Below are 16,891 nucleotides of genomic sequence, written 5' to 3'. Positions count from 1 at the left end.
AGACGCTGCACTGCAACGCCTCCAAACATCAACTATTTAAAGCTGCAACGTCAGATTTTAACTGTTAAATCCGATCAAAATTGTTTATCAATAACTCCAATGCATTTAGAATTAATTAGATATGGTATTTGCTGGGAGTAAATCCAAAAATTGGTTAATATCTGCAAAAGCAGCATTATAAGCACTCAGAGCTTTTCTGGAATTACCTTCATCAGCAGCTTGATCAATTTTCACCAGATTATTAAACATCTCTCGTACTATTTTACGTGCTTCTTTTTGTTGCTCTGGCAAGAGATTAGAAACAATATAGCTCATGTTTAATTTTACTTCTGTCATCGGACCATGTATAAAATTACCGACATTTATCCAATCTTGATTTTGAATTAGCTTTTGCAATTCAGCACTACGTTCTTGTACGGTTACAATTTCGGGAACATACTCCTGAATTTTCTCTATTTGTAATGGAGTATAACTTGGAGGTGTTGCAGCTACATTCGCACTGCCACAACTGATGAGTAATGTTGCTAAAGATACTAGGATTAGGGAAAAAATCGGGCGTAGACGGGACATAAACTAAACTTATTGATCTGCAAATTAACACAGTAATTTTAGCTTGTTGGGGGTCAAACAATTTTAGATTTTGGATTTTGGATTTTGAACTAATTTTACAGATAAATCTTGAAAGCGTTGTGTTATCCAGGGTAACTTCAGTTTTAATTAACTATGGTGAGTTTGTAATACAAAGGAATTAATGGTGATTTATTCGTTGCGATCGCAATAGATTTTCCCCCAATTTTCTAAGTATAATTATTACTGACTTCGGGTGGTCACCTATAGAGCTAACAATACCCAAATCATTAGTTTTCATGGGGTTTTATATTCCGTAGTGCGTTGCCGTTGACGCGAAAGCGTGCGGCGGCGTGTCCCCCTTTGACATACGTCCCGCTCCCTCGAAGCCACCAACGAGCGAGACGTATACCCCTCCGGGGCAGGCTACGCCAACGCACTACCCCAACCCCTCAAAACTTATGCAATCGAATACTAGTACTCCACCACATAAGTTATGAGGGGCTAAGATGCCTCTTGGTAGGTTGGGTTAAGCGGAGCGCAACCCAACATCAGCGTTGGGCTTCACTCCGTTTTGCTTCGCAACGCTTGCGCGAACAGCCCAACCTACAATATTACATTAATTACCCATCAAAACTAATGAAAAGCAATACTAGTAGTCCTTTAGATTAATTTCGATCAGTTCATTTATCCCCAAACCATGTAGAGACGCGAAAGCGTGCGGCGAGCGCGTGCCTGAAGGAGATTATTTCGCGTCTCTACAACCCCGCATAATTAATGACATAAAAAGTTCAATTTTATCGTTGCTTTAATCAAAAGAGACTTGATAAGCTGAAACACTAATACGGTCAACCTTTCGACATTAACAATAAATCGTAATCTGCTTGACATTAGCCGCTTTATTTACAAAGGGGAGTATTTTTGTGAACGCATCTGAGATGGCAACAAATCTGGAATTTGCGAGTAAAATTGCTGCGGTAGTTAATTTATTTAAATTTGAATTTCCCGATGCAAGATCGGATCTTAAACCTTGGAGAAGTGATGAACAAACCATGGAATTAGTAGATCCAGATTCTATCGATATTGGTTTTCACTTTCCTGGTGTCAGTAAATCTTGGCAAAGTCGCAGTATCTTAACTCAAATTCGTTTTTATCAAGATCCTATTAATGGGTTGCGTCGTGCAATTGGTGTGGAAGTCTGTGGATTTGATCATCGCGGGGAACAATGGCGAGTTTCAACTGTAGAAAACTGGAATTTTGTTGGTAAACTTAAACCTGCTGAAGAAAAACAAGAAAAGTTAAAAGATTTTTGTCGTCAAGTTTTGCAAGTGTTTAACAGCAATTCGGAAAAGGAAAATAATTAATTGGTGAAATTAACTACTCTTACAATTACCATCATTACAGTAAGTAGATTTGTATGTGCTATCGCGCTTACCAAAAATTGTATAACGGTTATCGCGGATTTGTTCGTAAAAGCGATCGCCAGCCCATTTCAATCCCGGTAGAGTGCGATAAGCATCAACAAATACACTTCCACCTGGTAATAATCGTCCAATTTCTTCCGCTGCTGCACTACCTTGAAAGCGTGTTTCTGGAGCATCTTTATCAATCAAAATCATCCCCAATTCGCAATCAGTTGATGTAATATTCCACTTTTGGAGTGCTTGCTCATCTTGCATGGGGATGTAATTAAAGATTTTACCCCGATCTAAATTTTCTAAAATTTGTACCAAAGTAACACAAAGATTACAGTTGCCATCGTAAATAACTTGGTAGTTCATAGGTTTGAATAAATAGGTGAATAAATATTAAGCCATGTTTCTATTTTAACGTGAGTACTCTTGCGGGGTGCAGAGTACTACGAAGCAGAAAAAAACGACCTTTCATAAACAAGCAACATATTTATTCGTTAGAAATTCAAGCCGTACTACAAACAATCCCTTACACATAATCTTTATACACTTTAGTTCCCTCTATCGGTAGAAAGTTTTGCTTGTTAGATAAATCAGTCGATAGAGAGTTTTAAAAGTAGATATATAACTATAAACTAAATTATGCCTATCCTAAGAGAGATGTATTAATTATGAGCGATAGTAACGGAAAACTCGCATCACGTCTTTATCCTTCTCACATTGATATTCCTGCTGATGTGCGAAGCCAGGTTGTCTCACTCCTTAACCAAACTTTAGCTGCAACCGCAGATTTGAAAAGCCAAGTCAAGCAAGCCCACTGGAATGTCAAGGGAACTGACTTCTACCAGCTTCATGAGATGTTTGATGAAATTGCCGGTGAGATAGAAGAATTCATTGATATGTTTGCCGAACGGATTACCGCTTTAGCAGGTTATGCTTGTGGTACAGTTCGTATGGCTGCGGCTAATTCTATATTGCCAGAATACCCTACTGACATTTTGGATGGAATGCAGCACGTAACCGCTTTAGTTGAGCGTTTTGCAGCATACGCTAAGCATTTAAGAGAAGCTATTGACAAAACCGATGAGCTAAATGAACAAGATACTAATGACCTATATGTCGAAGTTTCTCGTACCATTGACAAGCGACTCTGGTTCTTAGAAGCTCACATCCAGGTTTCTGAAGTCAAATCAGAAAGTGGAACTCAACAGAAAGCTGGTGTTAAATAAATTTTGTTAATTGTGAGTTGTAGGTTAGTTAAAATAATGCACTAAAAGTAATTTAATTTAACCTACTTTTATTGAGAAATTTAATTACTCCGAACAAATTGTTTGTTATAGTAACCTTTTAGTAAGTACGTCACTTTTGAGTGCGTACTTTTCATTTTATAGATATATATTTTAGTATTGAATAGTTACAAATTAGAAAAAGAAAAGCTTTATTTATTTTGTGAGGTGAGAAGTTGGCTTTTTACAAAAAACCCGACTTATTAATCCAAAATCTCAAATCCAAAATCGAAATATCGAAATATCGAAATGGCGAAAAAATTTAATACCAAAACTCATCTGATTCACGATCGCAATTCTCGCGGTAGAACTCAAATCGGTTGGCTCGATAGTTATCATACTTTTTCTTTCGGTGGTTTCTACGATCCAGAACGTTTAGGTTTTCGCAGTTTACGGGTAATAAATGATGATAGAGTTGCTCCGGGGGCTGGATTTCCTACTCACGGTCATCGAGATATGGAAATTCTTACTTATGTTTTAGAAGGAGCGCTCGAACATAAAGATAGTTTGGGAACTGGTTCGGTAATTCGTCCCGGTGAAGCACAAATTATGAGTGCGGGAAGGGGAATTATGCATAGTGAATTTAATCATTCCCCATCGGAACCAGTGCATTTTCTACAAATTTGGATTATTCCAGAAAAACAAGGTTTAAAACCGAGATACGAACAGAAAAGTTTTTCCATTGAAGAAAGAACGGGACAATTACGTTTGATTGCTGCACATGATGCACGAGATGGTGCTGTAAAAGTATATCAAGATGTGGATTTATATACGTCAATTTTGCAACCTGGAAACAAAATTAATTACCATGCTCAACCCAATCGTTATACTTGGTTGCAAGTAGCTAATGGCATTGTAAACCTCAACGGTGAAGAATTAAGAGCAGGTGATGGGGTGGAAATTGATGATGAAATAGATTTAGAAATTACAACTAATGTAGGTGGAGAAATCTTGCTTTTTGATTTAGGTTAATCTGAGTCGGGAAATTTCCTCGAAACCAGCTTGATTGACAATATTTTGATTTAAATTTAAAAATGATTTTGGTGCGTTAATCCTGCATTAGGCACCATTTTTATTTGACCTATTCCGAAAAATCATTCTTATCATGAATTGATTATTGTTACAACTCTCGGAAGATTGAATTTAGACATAATTATTTTCTATGGAAAAAACTTTGAAAAACAAACTAAATCATCAGATTTTCTGCAACAATTGAAAAGATATTGATCAAACTTGATTGTAAACGGTGAATATTACTCACCTTTAGGTAGAGTAAAGATTTAGCGTTAAGGGTGTATATTAGGTCGAACTATATCAAAATACGAATAAATGCTGAGCCGGCGTTGCAATGTAGGTAATTTATAGTATTTACATAGGTAAAAGCCGAATCAAATTAATCTTGTTTTTTCTCTTGAAAAATTGACCGGGGAACGCCGGTGTATCGCTTACTAATTTGGGGAACGTAAAACAATCTGTGAAGCATGAGATCATATTTTCTTTTTAAATCAAAATACTAGTAAAAAATGTAACTATCAGTCGGATAATTAATGCTTCATCCACAGATTTTTATTTTGTGTAATTCCGTAGTTAATTATGACCTCTCTACCACCAGAAATTATAATTGTAGATAACGATAATAACGAACCAGAAAAACCTCCCGAACCACCCCGTAAGAAACGACGGTGGCTTTGGTTATTATTTTCTGTAATACTATTGGGCGGTGGTGTTTTTGCTTGGCGGATGATGGTTGGAGAAGAGCAAAAACCTGCCGGACAAAATGCTCAACCTCCAAAAGTACCAGTTCAATTAGCCACAGTAGAATCTGGAATAATTGAAGATAGAGACGAATATGTTGCTAGATTAGAATCGCGAAATTCGGTAAATCTTCAACCTCAAGTACAAGGAAGAATTACGAATATTTTTGTTAATTCCGGAGATAATGTACAACAAGGTAGTGCATTAATGCAGATAGATTCCAGAGAACAACAAGCAGCAGTTAACAGTGTTGATGCAGCAGCACAAGCTGCTCGTTCTCAATTACAAAACGCGATCGCAACTCTTAAATCTTTACAAGCTGAAAGATTATCCAATGTTGCCGATGTAAATTTGAATCAGCAGGAATACGAAAGATATTCTAGTTTGGCAGCACAAGGAGCAGTATCGCAACAAATTAGACAGCAATATCAAAATAGACTTGCTACAGCAAAAGCCAGACTGAATGCAATTGAGGCTCAAATAAAAGCTCAAGAAGCTTCAGTAAATCAAGCGGAAAAAGCATTACAACAACAGAAGGCAAATACGACACAACAACAAGTTCAACTGCAATACTATACAGTTTCCGCTCCGATTGCAGGTCAAGTTGGCGATTTAATAGTTAAAGAAGGTGATGTTGTGAACACAAACACCCAACTAACTAGTATTACCCAAAATAATCCCTTACAAATTGAGATTTCAATACCTCAAGAACGTGCAGCAGAATTGCGTAAAGGAATGCCTGTAGAGTTAGTTGATAATCAAGGTAAAATTTTGGGTAGGAGTCAAGTTTTTTTTATCTCTCCTAACGTTAATCAAAATACTCAATCAATACTTATTAAAGCAACTTTTGATAACTCGAATAATCAACTACGAGCGTCCGAATATGTTAATGCGAGAGTAATTTGGCAGCGTAGTCCGGGAGTATTAATTCCAGCAACCTCAGTAGTTCGTTTAGCCGGGGAAACTTTTGTATATGTTGCCAAAAAACCTTCAGCTTCTCAAGATAAACCAGAATATATCGCTAAACAAAGGCGCATTAAATTAGGCGATATTCGCGGCAATAATTATCAAGTTTTAGAAGGATTAAGAGCAGGAGAAAGAATTATTATTTCCGGCATACTTAATTTAACAGATGGAGCGCCGATAATGCCAGACTCTAAATAAAAAAGTTAGGAGTTAAGAGTTAGGAGTGAGGAGTTAGTACCACCGGCGTTAAGAGTTAGGAGTTAAGAGTGATTAATTTTTTTTTATAACTATTTACTTGTAACAATACGAAGCTTTGATTTTAGTTGTTGCTGCTAACTTCTAAGCTATTAAATGTCTAAATTGTATATACAAAGCGTGCAGGATGTCCCCACGACAAATATTTGATATTTTTATCTTATACAATGAACGCTGCTTATTAACTTAATACCTAATTATTAACTTCTCACTCCTAACTCATAACTCCGGTACAGACGTAGCAATGCTACGTCTCTACAACTCCTAACTCCTAACTCCGGTACAGACGTAGCAATGCTACGTCTCTACAACTCCTAACTCATAACTCCGGTACAGACGTAGCAATGCTACGTCTCTACAACTCCTAACTTCTAACTCCGGTACAGACGTAGCAATGCTACGTCTCTACAACTCCTAACTCATAACTCCGGTACAGACGTAGCAATGCTACGTCTCTACAACTCCTAACTTCTAACTCCTAACTTTATTTATGTTTGCTGACTTTTTTATTAAACGACCAGTTTTTACCAGTGTCTGTGCAATTATCATTCTGTTGGTGGGAGCAATTAGTATTCCGACACTACCTACAGATAGATATCCGGAGATTAGCCCGACTCAAATTAGTGTGACTGCTAATTATGTCGGTGCTAATGCGGAAGTTGTTGAGAAAACTGTGACAACGGTTTTGGAACAGCAGTTAAATGGTGTAGAAGGCATGAAGTATATGTCTTCGAGCAGCAGTAACAGTGGGACGAGTCAAATTACAGTTACATTTGATGCATCTCGGAACAAAGATATTGCAGCGGTTGACGTGCAAAATCGGGTTTCTTTAGCAGAACCGCAGTTACCAGAAGCCGTACAAAGAACTGGAGTTGTTGTTAGTAAAGAGTCAAGTAATATTCTCTTGGCTATGGGGCTTTACAGTAATAATCAAGAGTTTGATAACGTATTTCTCAGTAATTATGCTGACCTTTATATCAGAGATAATTTACAGAAAATTGACGGTGTTAGTCGAGCGCAAATTTTTGGTGAACGTCGTTATGCAATGCGTTTGTGGCTCGACCCCAATCGTTTAGCAAGTCGTAATCTCACGGCACAGGATGTAATAAATGCTCTCAATGAACAAAATGTGCAGGTGGGTGCGGGACAAATCGGTCAGCAACCGACACCACCAGACCAAATGTATCAAATTGACTTACGTGCTGTAGGTAGACTGGAAAATGTTACCGAGTTTGAGGATATTGTTGTCAAAGGCGGGGATAATGGCGTTTTAGTTAAATTGAAAGATATCGGAAGAGCAGAGTTAGGGGCGGAAAATTATAACTCGTTTTTAAGATTTAGAGGAAATGAAGGTGTTGGTATCGGAATATTTCCGACTCCGGGAAGTAATGCTTTAGAAGTTGCTGCTGCTGTGAAAGCGGAAATGGAAAATTTGGCTGGAGATTTTCCACCAGGAATGCAATATCAAGTTGCCTTTGATACTACTGCTTTTGTGGAAGAATCGCTTTCGGAAGTGGTGAAAACCCTTTTATTATCTATCGGTTTGGTTGTTCTGGTCATCTTTATTTTCTTACAAGATTGGCGGACAACAATAGTGCCGGTGATTACAATTCCTTTGGCATTAATCGGTACATTTGGCTTTATTAAAATCTTTGGATTTTCAATTAATACTTTAACTTTATTCGGTTTAACTTTAGCAACGGGGATGGTAGTTGATGATGCAATTGTAGTAGTTGAAGATATTTCTCGCTTGATTAATGAAAAGGGAATGTCACCCAAACAAGCTGCTTCTGCTGCAATGCGCGAACTTACAGGAGCGGTAATTGCAACTTCTTTAGTATTAATGGCGGTGTTTGTTCCGGTAGCATTTTTCCCAGGTTCTACTGGTAATATTTACCGTCAATTTGCGCTGACAATTGCTTTTGCGATCGCAATTTCTACTTTTTTAGCGTTAACTTTAACTCCTGCTTTGTCGGGGTTATTATTCAGAAGAAGAACTGAAAGTAGCGGTTTTCTCCAGAAAATTTTTGATGTTATTAATTGGTTTTTAGATGGGGTAAGAAATGGCTACGAATGGTCGCTACAACGTTTAATACATCTGAAATTTATCGTATTGATAGTATTTGCAGCGTTATTAGTAACCACTGGTTGGCTTTACAACATAGTTCCTCAAGCATTTTTACCAGAAGAAGACCAAGGTTACTTTATTACGATTATTCAAGGACCCGAAGGAGTTTCGCTTAACTATACCAGTCAGGTGATGGCACAGGTTGAGCAAAAAATCCTCGATTTACCGGAAGTAGTCGGTACCTTTGCCATTGGTGGTTTTGGATTCAGCGGTAGTACGGCTAACAACGGCGTAATTTTTACCACTTTGAAACCTTGGGGAGAAAGGAGAGGAAAAGGACAATCGTCTTTAGAAATTATTGATCGATTGAGACAGCAATTTTTTACGATTACCGATGCGAGAGTTTTACCATTAAATCCTCCATCAATTCAAGGATTGGGCAGTTTTAGCGGCTTTCAATTTCAGTTACAAGATAGAAGAGGAAACAGTAGTTTAGCGGTAATGCTACAAGAAATGGGAGAATTATTAGGAGTCGCCAACCAAAGACCAGAGATTCAGGCGGTTTTTAGTACATTTTCGGCGAATATGCCGCAATTATTGATTGAAGTGAATCGCAATCGAGCCAAAGCATTACAAGTTGATATTGACGATGTTTTTAGTACTTTACAAACTTATCTTGGTTCACGGTATGTAAGTGATTTTAATTTAGAACAGCGGACTTATCGGGTTTATGTGCAAGCAGACGCTCAATATCGCTCCAATCCCGAAGATATCGGTAAATTGTATGTTCGCTCCCAAAATAATCAAATGATTCCCATGAGTAACTTGGTAACAGTAACTCCCACCACCGGAGCGCAAACTATTAATCATTACAACCTGTATCGTTCCATTGAAATAAACGGTGAAGCAGCACCAGGTTATAGTTCCGGACAAGCTTTAGACGCAATGGAAGAAGTTGCAAATCAAGTTTTACCGAGAACTTTTGGTTACGAATGGGCTGGAATTTCCGCAGAAGAAAAGGAATCCGGAGGACAAGCACCGTTAATTTTTGGATTAGGAATAGTTTTTGTATTCTTGGTATTAGCAGCGCAATATGAGAACTATATTGACCCTTTAATTATTATGCTTTCAGTTCCTTTAGCGATTTTAGGAGCCTTAGCAGCACAATATTTGCGGGGCTTAGAAAATGATATTTTCTGTCAAGTTGGTTTGGTCATGTTAATTGGTTTGGCTTCTAAAAATGCCATATTAATTGTGGAATTTGCCAATCAATTAAGAGAGGAAGGACTTTCAATAACCAAAGCAGCACTCAGAGCATCAGAAGAACGTTTGCGACCAATTTTGATGACCGCTTTATCAACTTTATTAGGAATTTTTCCCTTATTAATTGCGACAGGTGCAGGGGCTGGTAGTCGTCAATCTTTGGGTACTGCTGTGTTTGGAGGAATGTTTATTGCCACATTTTTAAGTTTATTTGTGGTACCGATTTTGTATATTGTCATTGTGTCTTTACGACAGCAATTAATGCCCGTTCAAAGAAAACAGGAAATAGTTACATCGGTAGAAGAGAATGGTAAAGTTACTGCAAATCATTAATCAAAAATTGGTCATGGGAAAATTCGGAATTTCAAACTTGTCCTTGTAATTCCCTTACCTATATAAAAACCTATAGTTTTCAAAAATTTACGGTTTGTGTCACTTTTTGTTACGAGTATGTAAGTTCTACAAACAAGTATTTGCCACAGCAGCTTTCCTGTGAATAATAGAATTGTTGAGTAAAAAACTTGCAATGGTTTATTCCAAAGCAATTTTGATTATTGCAACTAGGATTTTACTAACTGCGTTTGCTGTAACTTGAGGTTAAATTAATGAGAAGAACTTTTTTTATTGTTGTACTAGCTATCTTCTTCACTTTTGATATATTTTTCGCTATCTCAACTGCTGTAGCGGACAATATCAAAAATTCGCCAAATGTCAAAATTACGCAGCCCATTCAAGGTGAAACGGTAATTAATAAGGTTAAAGGTTAAAGGTTAAAGGTCTAAGGTTAAAGGTTAAAAATTAGTGTCAACTGTCAACTGTCAACTTCTAACTCCCAACTAGTGGCCGCCTTATGGTAGGTTAAGTTTAAATTCGTATAATAAATATTTCTTAATCTTATGGCTGGAGTCGAATTTTGGGTGTAGAACTACGCAGTTTTGTATATCTTGACAATTTGCAACCTCAACACGCAGCATATATGGGAACGGTAGCCCAAGGTTTTTTACCACTACCAGGAGATACTTCTTTATGGGTAGAAATTTCTCCTGGAATAGAAATAAATCGAATTACTGATGTTGCGTTAAAATCTGCTTCAGTACGTCCGGGAGTGCAGATGGTAGAAAGGCTGTATGGTTTGCTCGAAGTCCATTCTAGCTCTCAGGGGGAAACTCGTTCTGCGGGAGAAGCTATTTTAGCAGCTTTAGGAGTTAAAAAAGATGAATGTCTTAAACCCCGTGTAATTTCAAGTCAAATTATCCGTAATGTTGACGCTCATCAAACTCAACTTATTAATCGCACTCGACGGGGACAGTTACTATTAGCGGGACAAACTTTGTATGTATTAGAAGTTGAACCAGCTGCTTATGCTGCTTTAGCTGCAAATGAAGCTGAGAAAGCTGCTGCAATAAATATCCTTGCTGTTAATGCTGTAGGTAGTTTTGGCAGGCTTTATTTAGGGGGACAAGAACAGGATATACTTGCAGGTGCAGATGGAGCGTTAGCAGCGATTAAAAATGTTGCTGGTAGGGTAAATTCTCCCGGTAAGCGTCAGGAGTAAAGGTAAATCATGGCAAATTTAGAACATCTGACTTTACTCAAAACTGGTACTCTTACATGGGATGAGTGGAGGAAGAAAAATCCTCAAATTGAATTAGATTTGAGTTCGGCGAATTTGTTTGGATACAATCTTACTGGTGCAAATCTCCAAGGAGTAAATTTAAGCCATGTAATTTTAGAAAATGCTTTATTAGTGCAAGCAAATTTAACTAATGCTGACTTTAATAGTGCAAATCTTAATCATGCCAATTTTCAGGAAGCTAATTTAAGAAAAGCTAATTTTAGTTTAGCTAAACTTAGTGGTGCTAATCTGACAAAAGCGAATTTAAGTTTTGCTAATTTGATTGGAGTTGATTTAAGCTATTCTAATTTGCAAGATGCTTTGATGCTGAATGCAAACTTAATTGGAACTAATTTAAAAGACACAAATATTAAAGGTGCAGATTTAGGAGGAGCAAAATTAAATCGCGCTAATCTTTGGAAAGCAAAATTACATGATGCTAATTTCAATGAAGCTGAATTAAGAAATGCTAATTTGTACGAAGTCGAAGCAATGGGTGCTTATTTTTATAAAGCGAATTTAAGCTATTCTAATTTGACTAAAGCTCACCTTAGCGGTGCGTATTTATTACAAGCTGATATGAGTTTTTCCGATTTGACAGGCGCCGATTTGAGATGGGCAAATTTGAAAGCTGCGAATTTTGCAGGTGCGAATCTTACGGGTGCAAAACTCCAAGGTGCGAAGTTGTTCGGCGCTAATTTGGAGCGAGCAATAGTAAACAATCACAAGTCGGGTTTTTAGCTTAAATATCCGTGAAAACAGAAAATTATCGTAAAAACCCGACTTCTCACCCCACCACAATCAGAAGTCGGGTTTCGAGCTTAGGTATCCGTCAAATAAGACAATCATCATAAAAACTCGACTTCTACCCTAGTTTTTCGGTTTCTGAGGTAAATTTCCTTTTTAAAAATCAAATTAATCTAAAGGTTTTGGGAATAATAATATTAACAATTGTGATTAACAGGGAGCTAGCGGTCGATGGAAAAAATTAAATGGAATTCTAATTTAAAAAATACACTTCCTTTACATATACCTACGGAATTGATCCAAGCAAATCAAGAAGACAATAATGTTCAAAAGTCTAATCAAGATTTACAAACTCAAAACTCTTTCAATCAAGAAGAGTCATTTGAAGCATCCGAGTTATTAGAGCAAGGAATTCAACAGCAACAAACTGGCAACTTTAATGCTGCAATAAAATCTTTACAGCATTCATTAGCGCTATTTCAAGCTTATGGAAATACTCAAAAACAGGCTAAAGCTCTTTCTTGTTTAGCTTTAGTAGCTTATTGTTCTGGTGACTATAAAAGCGTTATATCTTACGCTCAGCAATGCTTGTCTTTAGCTAAAGATACCCAAGAGGAGCGTTTGCAGATACAAGCACTTTCCCATTTAGGAAACGCTTATCGTCATTTAAAACAGTATTCTGAAGCTGTTGAGCATTTACAAGAATGTCTAAAAATAGCTCAGCAATTACAAGATAAGCGCTCTGAGATAGCAGCACTTAATAATTTAGGATTAGTTTTTAAAGCTTTGAATAATCTTTCCAAAGCAATAGAGTATCAAGAAAAAAGTTTAAAATTAGTACGAGAAATACAAGATAATTGGGGAGAAGAACAAATATTAAAAAATTTGGGTAATGCCTGGTATGCTTTAACAAATTATTCAAAAGCTACCAAATATTACGAAGATTGTATTATTGTATCTCGGTTACTTAAAAACAATCGTAGTAGCATCCAAGTCTTAAAAAGTCTTGGGAATGCTTATTATGCTTTGGGTGAATATAAAAAGGTGATTATCTGCTATGAAGAACGTTTACAATTAGCAAAGGATATTCAAGATAGCCGTACACAAGAACAATCTTTAGGTAGCTTGGGAGTTGCTTGTGAAGCTTTAGGTGATTATGAACGAGCAATGTCTTATTATGAAGAACGTTTGCGAATAGCTAAAGCAATGAAAGACCGTCGCAGCCAAGACCAGGCTCGTGCTAGTCTTAAAACTGCTTGTTATGCGATGGGCGACTATGCCAGAGCCATGAATTACGATTAATGATTATGAGGATCAGCTTCTCCCCGTTGCCTCCGGCTGAACGGGGAGCTTGCGAACAACCAGGTTCGTTGTAATAGCTGACTAGCTCAGTAGCCCCAGTACGGTATACACCTCCAGCCGTTTCCCTAAGCGAGATGCGATCGCCATAACTCACCAAGAAATCGAATATCGTGGCAGATTCGCTACAATCAAAACAAACTGGAAAAATCTTGCTATGCTAGCCATCTCCCAAGAAACACAAAAAATGACCATCGAGGAATATCTCGCATGGGAACCCCTGCAAGAACTTCGTTACGAATACGACAACGGCGAAGTCTTTGCCATGACTGGTGGTACAATTCCCCACAATGATATTGCCTTGAATTTTTACACAGCCTTACGTCCACATTTACGTGCTAGGGGTTGTCGGGTGAATGTGTCGGATGTAAAAGTGCAACTCACCCCTAAAAGTCCTTACTATTACCCTGATGTTATTGTCAGTTGCGATCCTCAAGACTTGAATGCTCGCAAATTTATTCAAAATCCAAAAATAATTGCCGAAGTTCTTTCCCCTGTTACAGCTAGCAGAGATAGGGGGGAAAAATTTACCAATTATCTGAAAATGCCTTCTTTACAAGAATATTTATTAATAGATTCCGAAAAAATTTCCGTCGAACGTTACTGTCGGGGAGAAGGGAGAATGTGGCTTTACCATCCCTATATTGAAGAAGATGTAATTACCTTATCCAGCATCGAATTTGAGATGGCAACAGCATCACTATATGAAGGTGTGGTTTTTGAAGCAGAAGAATAAAATGCCTAATCTGTAATTTTTTCCCACGAAACCAAGCCATTATCGGCAAAATCGATCTCCAGATGATATCCTTCCATCATCGCGATTCCCAGCTCCCGGCTTATAACCGGAAGCCAAAACAGGGACTACTTTTTCTATACCATCCCAAACAACAGTCGTTAAATATATGGCTGTCAATTCTTCCTCAAATAGCGCATCCAAATCCCGATATCCCCTCACAGGGAGAGTCTCTAGTCGAGCGCAAAGCGGACTAGCGTAGTTCATATCAAAATGATAATTCATCCTTTAATCGGTTGCTGCTGAAGATATTCCAAGGCTTGTTGAGTTTCAACTTGAGGAAATTCTACATAAAAATTACTTACACTTAAAAAAGATGTTGGTGTTGCTAAGACGATGACTTTTTCTCCCCATTTATGCAACCAAGGAATTAATTTTTCAGGTGCTACTGGAGTACACAGCCAAATTTGTGCGGGATTCAACTTTCTTAGGGAAGTAGCAGCAGCAGCGATGGTCATACCTGTAGCAATACCATCATCAACTAAAATAATAGTAGCTCCTTGAGGATTTACTTGGGGACAAGCAGGACTTAATTGTGCCTCTAAAGATTTAGCACAGTCCATCGCTGTATTTAAACTTGCTTGGTGTTTTTCTCGCGAATAAAATTTGAAGCGAAATAGTCTATTATCTGACCAAACAACACTTCCGGAAGCAGTCACCGCACCAATGGCTAATTCTTCATTTTGGGGATGACTAATTTTTTTTGCGACTTCTATGTTCAAAGGACAATCAAGCAAACGCGCTACTGGTAAAGCAACTGGTAATCCACCTCGAGGTAAAGCATAAACAATTGGGATTGGTTTCAATCCAGTTTCAACCGCTTGTTTGTTCAATTGAGTACGAATAGCTTGGGCTAACTCAACACCCGCAGCCTCGCGATTTTGAAAAAGTGGGTTGTACAACATGATTTACTAAACATTTTACAACGGGATGCCTGGAATTTGGCTATGGTCTATTCTTAATAGCTGATATAATCAAGAGTTTATAGATACAAGTATTACGCAAAAAAAGCGTAGCCGAACCAATATTAGTAGAGATTGTTTTCTCAAACGCAAGTTTTATTTCAAATGAACAGCAAAAATCAGTTAAGTCTTTTTGAGGATTCAACTTTTAGCCAAAAAGAACTTATTCCCACAAATGCCAAAATACCCATTCCTCCAGGTACTTATCCAACCATGACGGAATTGGCTCAACATTGCAATAATTGTCATCGTTGTCCTCTTGGGGATACTCGTCAACACGCAGTTGTTGGTAGAGGAAATCTTCAAGCATCCATTATGATTATTGGGGAAGCTCCAGGTCAAAATGAAGATGAAACTGGATTACCTTTCGTTGGAAGAGCGGGACAACTTCTGGAAAAGATTTTGGCATCAGCAAACATTGACAGCGAACAAGATGTGTACATTGCCAATATTAATAAATGTCGTCCCCCAGGTAATCGCAATCCAACTACTGAAGAAATCAAGGCTTGTAAACCTTATTTGTTAGAACAAATTCGGCTTGTTAATCCAAAAATCATCCTTTTGACAGGTGCTACAGCTCTCAAAGGTTTACTTGCAGAAAAACGGGCAATTAGTAAAATTCGCGGACAGTGGATAGAATGGGAAGGTCGTTTGTGTATGCCTATTTTTCATCCTTCTTATTTACTACGTAATCCTTCTCGCGAAACTGGTAGTCCCAAATGGTTGATGTGGCAAGATATACAAGCGGTGCGGGCAAAGTTTGACGAGATGGGGAATAGTTAGGAGTTAGGAGTTAGCAGTTAGGAGTTAGGAGTTGACAGTTGAGAGTTGTTTATTACCAATTACCAATTACCAATTACCAATTACCAATTACCAATTCCCTATTCCCTATTCCCTATTCCCTACTCTCCATCATTTAGACTTTTGTTCTATCGGTTAAAATCTCATAGCCGGTTTCTGTAACTAATACAGTATGCTCGAACTGTGCTGAAAAAGAATTATCTACAGTTACGGCAGTCCAACGGTCGGATAAGGTTTTACAATGTTTAGAACCAGCATTTAAAATTGGTTCAATTGCTAGGGTCATTCCTTTACGCAATTTGACGTTAGGCATTTCACGGGTACGGAAGTTGAAAACGGAAGGTTCTTCGTGCAAGTTTCTACCTACACCATGTCCGGTAAAGTCTTCAACTACGCTAAAACCGTTGGATTTTACATGGTCTTCAATGGCACCAGCAATATCCATTAAGTAGTTACCAGCTTTTACTTGTTCGATGCCTTTATAAAGTGCTTCTTCGGCAACACGAATTAATTTTGCATCATTGGGCTTTACTTCCTCGACGGCAATTGTGATACATGAATCACCGTGAAATCCCTGGAAGAAAGCGCCTGTATCGACTTTTAAAACATCCCCTGTGCGGATGACTTTCTTGGCGCTGGGGATACCATGTACGACTTCGTTGTTGATGCTAGAACAAATAGAACCCGTAAAACCGTGATATCCCTTAAAGCTAGGTGTAGCACCCATTTCGCGAATACGTTTCTCAGCGTAAGCATCTAAGTCTGCTGTAGTCATTCCTGGCTTTACCAACTCAGAAATTTCTTTTAACACAGTTGCGACAATTTTCCCCGATTGACGCATAATTTCAATTTCACGCGGCGATTTGATTTCGATTCCCCTACGCTGTCTTTTAGGGCGAGTATCTTGAGATGGTTGAGAAAGCAGATTACTTAAAATGTTCATAAGATAATAATTGGAAGGTGCGTTGCCGCTTAAATGTAAATTGATTTACTCGCTTAGTTGAGAAACAATTCTGTATATATTTTAAGTTAACTTATTTTG

General features: G+C 37.9%; 16 protein-coding genes. 11 read left to right on the top strand and 5 right to left on the bottom strand.

All coding sequences use genetic code 11. The annotated features are described in order from the left end of the window. Positions 1-111: 111 nt before the first annotated feature. The gene (gene psbQ, locus IQ247_RS21685) at positions 112-570 is read right to left on the bottom strand and encodes a photosystem II protein PsbQ (RefSeq protein WP_193923233.1); all 459 of its coding nucleotides are present in this window, start codon (positions 568-570) and stop codon (positions 112-114) included. Between the two features lie 920 nt (positions 571-1,490). Between psbQ and IQ247_RS21680 the strand changes: the two genes are divergently transcribed. Next, the gene (locus IQ247_RS21680; protein ID WP_193923232.1) at positions 1,491-1,931 is read left to right on the top strand and encodes a Tery_1686 family protein; all 441 of its coding nucleotides are present in this window, start codon (positions 1,491-1,493) and stop codon (positions 1,929-1,931) included. 9 nt (positions 1,932-1,940) lie between these two features. On the opposite strand, the gene IQ247_RS21675 is transcribed toward IQ247_RS21680, so the two are convergent. Continuing rightward, the gene (locus IQ247_RS21675) at positions 1,941-2,348 is read right to left on the bottom strand and encodes a thiol-disulfide oxidoreductase DCC family protein (protein WP_193923231.1); all 408 of its coding nucleotides are present in this window, start codon (positions 2,346-2,348) and stop codon (positions 1,941-1,943) included. A 302-nt stretch (positions 2,349-2,650) separates the two neighbouring features. Between IQ247_RS21675 and dps the strand changes: the two genes are divergently transcribed. The 9 genes from dps (at position 2,651) to IQ247_RS21630 (ending at position 14,029) form a co-directional block, all read left to right on the top strand. Beyond that, a complete protein-coding gene (gene dps / locus IQ247_RS21670) occupies positions 2,651-3,208 on the top strand; it encodes a DNA starvation/stationary phase protection protein Dps (protein WP_193923230.1) in 558 nt (185 codons plus the stop codon). Positions 3,209-3,514: 306 nt separating this feature from the next. Then, positions 3,515-4,237, top strand: coding sequence for a pirin family protein (locus tag IQ247_RS21665; RefSeq protein WP_193923229.1), 723 nt, complete (start codon positions 3,515-3,517; stop codon positions 4,235-4,237). A 621-nt stretch (positions 4,238-4,858) separates the two neighbouring features. Next, positions 4,859-6,184: an efflux RND transporter periplasmic adaptor subunit gene (locus IQ247_RS21660; RefSeq protein ID WP_193923228.1), complete on the top strand. Its 1,326-nt coding sequence runs from the start codon at positions 4,859-4,861 to the stop codon at positions 6,182-6,184. 547 nt (positions 6,185-6,731) lie between these two features. Continuing rightward, complete coding sequence (locus IQ247_RS21655) at positions 6,732-9,905, top strand: efflux RND transporter permease subunit (protein WP_193923227.1); 3,174 nt, start codon at positions 6,732-6,734, stop codon at positions 9,903-9,905. A 272-nt stretch (positions 9,906-10,177) separates the two neighbouring features. After that, positions 10,178-10,339, top strand: coding sequence for a hypothetical protein (locus IQ247_RS21650; protein ID WP_193923225.1), 162 nt, complete (start codon positions 10,178-10,180; stop codon positions 10,337-10,339). Between the two features lie 146 nt (positions 10,340-10,485). After that, positions 10,486-11,127 carry a beta-carboxysome protein CcmP gene (gene ccmP, locus IQ247_RS21645; RefSeq protein ID WP_193923224.1) on the top strand — a complete coding sequence of 214 codons (642 nt, stop codon included), beginning with the start codon at positions 10,486-10,488 and terminating at the stop codon, positions 11,125-11,127. A gap of 9 nt (positions 11,128-11,136) precedes the next feature. After that, positions 11,137-11,928 carry a pentapeptide repeat-containing protein gene (locus tag IQ247_RS21640; RefSeq protein ID WP_193923223.1) on the top strand — a complete coding sequence of 264 codons (792 nt, stop codon included), beginning with the start codon at positions 11,137-11,139 and terminating at the stop codon, positions 11,926-11,928. Between the two features lie 237 nt (positions 11,929-12,165). Beyond that, positions 12,166-13,236, top strand: coding sequence for a tetratricopeptide repeat protein (locus IQ247_RS21635; protein ID WP_193923222.1), 1,071 nt, complete (start codon positions 12,166-12,168; stop codon positions 13,234-13,236). 214 nt (positions 13,237-13,450) lie between these two features. Then, positions 13,451-14,029 (top strand): Uma2 family endonuclease, encoded by a 579-nt coding sequence (locus IQ247_RS21630; RefSeq protein ID WP_193923221.1) that lies wholly within the window; start codon positions 13,451-13,453, stop codon positions 14,027-14,029. Positions 14,030-14,068: 39 nt separating this feature from the next. Here the strand turns inward: IQ247_RS21630 and IQ247_RS21625 are convergent, their stop codons facing one another. Beyond that, a complete protein-coding gene (locus IQ247_RS21625; protein ID WP_193923219.1) occupies positions 14,069-14,311 on the bottom strand; it encodes a hypothetical protein in 243 nt (80 codons plus the stop codon). Next, positions 14,308-14,991, bottom strand: a complete 684-nt coding sequence (locus tag IQ247_RS21620) for a phosphoribosyltransferase (RefSeq protein WP_193923218.1) — start codon at positions 14,989-14,991, stop codon at positions 14,308-14,310. Before IQ247_RS21620 ends, IQ247_RS21625 begins: the two co-directional genes overlap by 4 nt. A 162-nt stretch (positions 14,992-15,153) precedes the next feature. Here IQ247_RS21620 and IQ247_RS21615 point away from each other — a divergent pair, with 162 nt between their 5' ends. Next, positions 15,154-15,831 (top strand): uracil-DNA glycosylase, encoded by a 678-nt coding sequence (locus IQ247_RS21615; RefSeq protein ID WP_193923216.1) that lies wholly within the window; start codon positions 15,154-15,156, stop codon positions 15,829-15,831. Between the two features lie 133 nt (positions 15,832-15,964). Here IQ247_RS21615 and map read toward each other — a convergent pair whose 3' ends face one another. Further along, entirely contained in the window at positions 15,965-16,792 is an 828-nt protein-coding gene (gene map, locus IQ247_RS21610) for a type I methionyl aminopeptidase (RefSeq protein WP_193923214.1), read from the bottom strand. Positions 16,793-16,891 lie beyond the last annotated feature (99 nt).

Source organism: Plectonema cf. radiosum LEGE 06105, from assembly GCF_015207665.1.
GTDB lineage: Bacteria > Cyanobacteriota > Cyanobacteriia > Cyanobacteriales > Nostocaceae > Rivularia > Rivularia radiosa_A.
The sequence above is the reverse complement of the archived record's forward strand: the minus strand, read 5'-3'. Positions and strand labels throughout refer to the sequence as shown.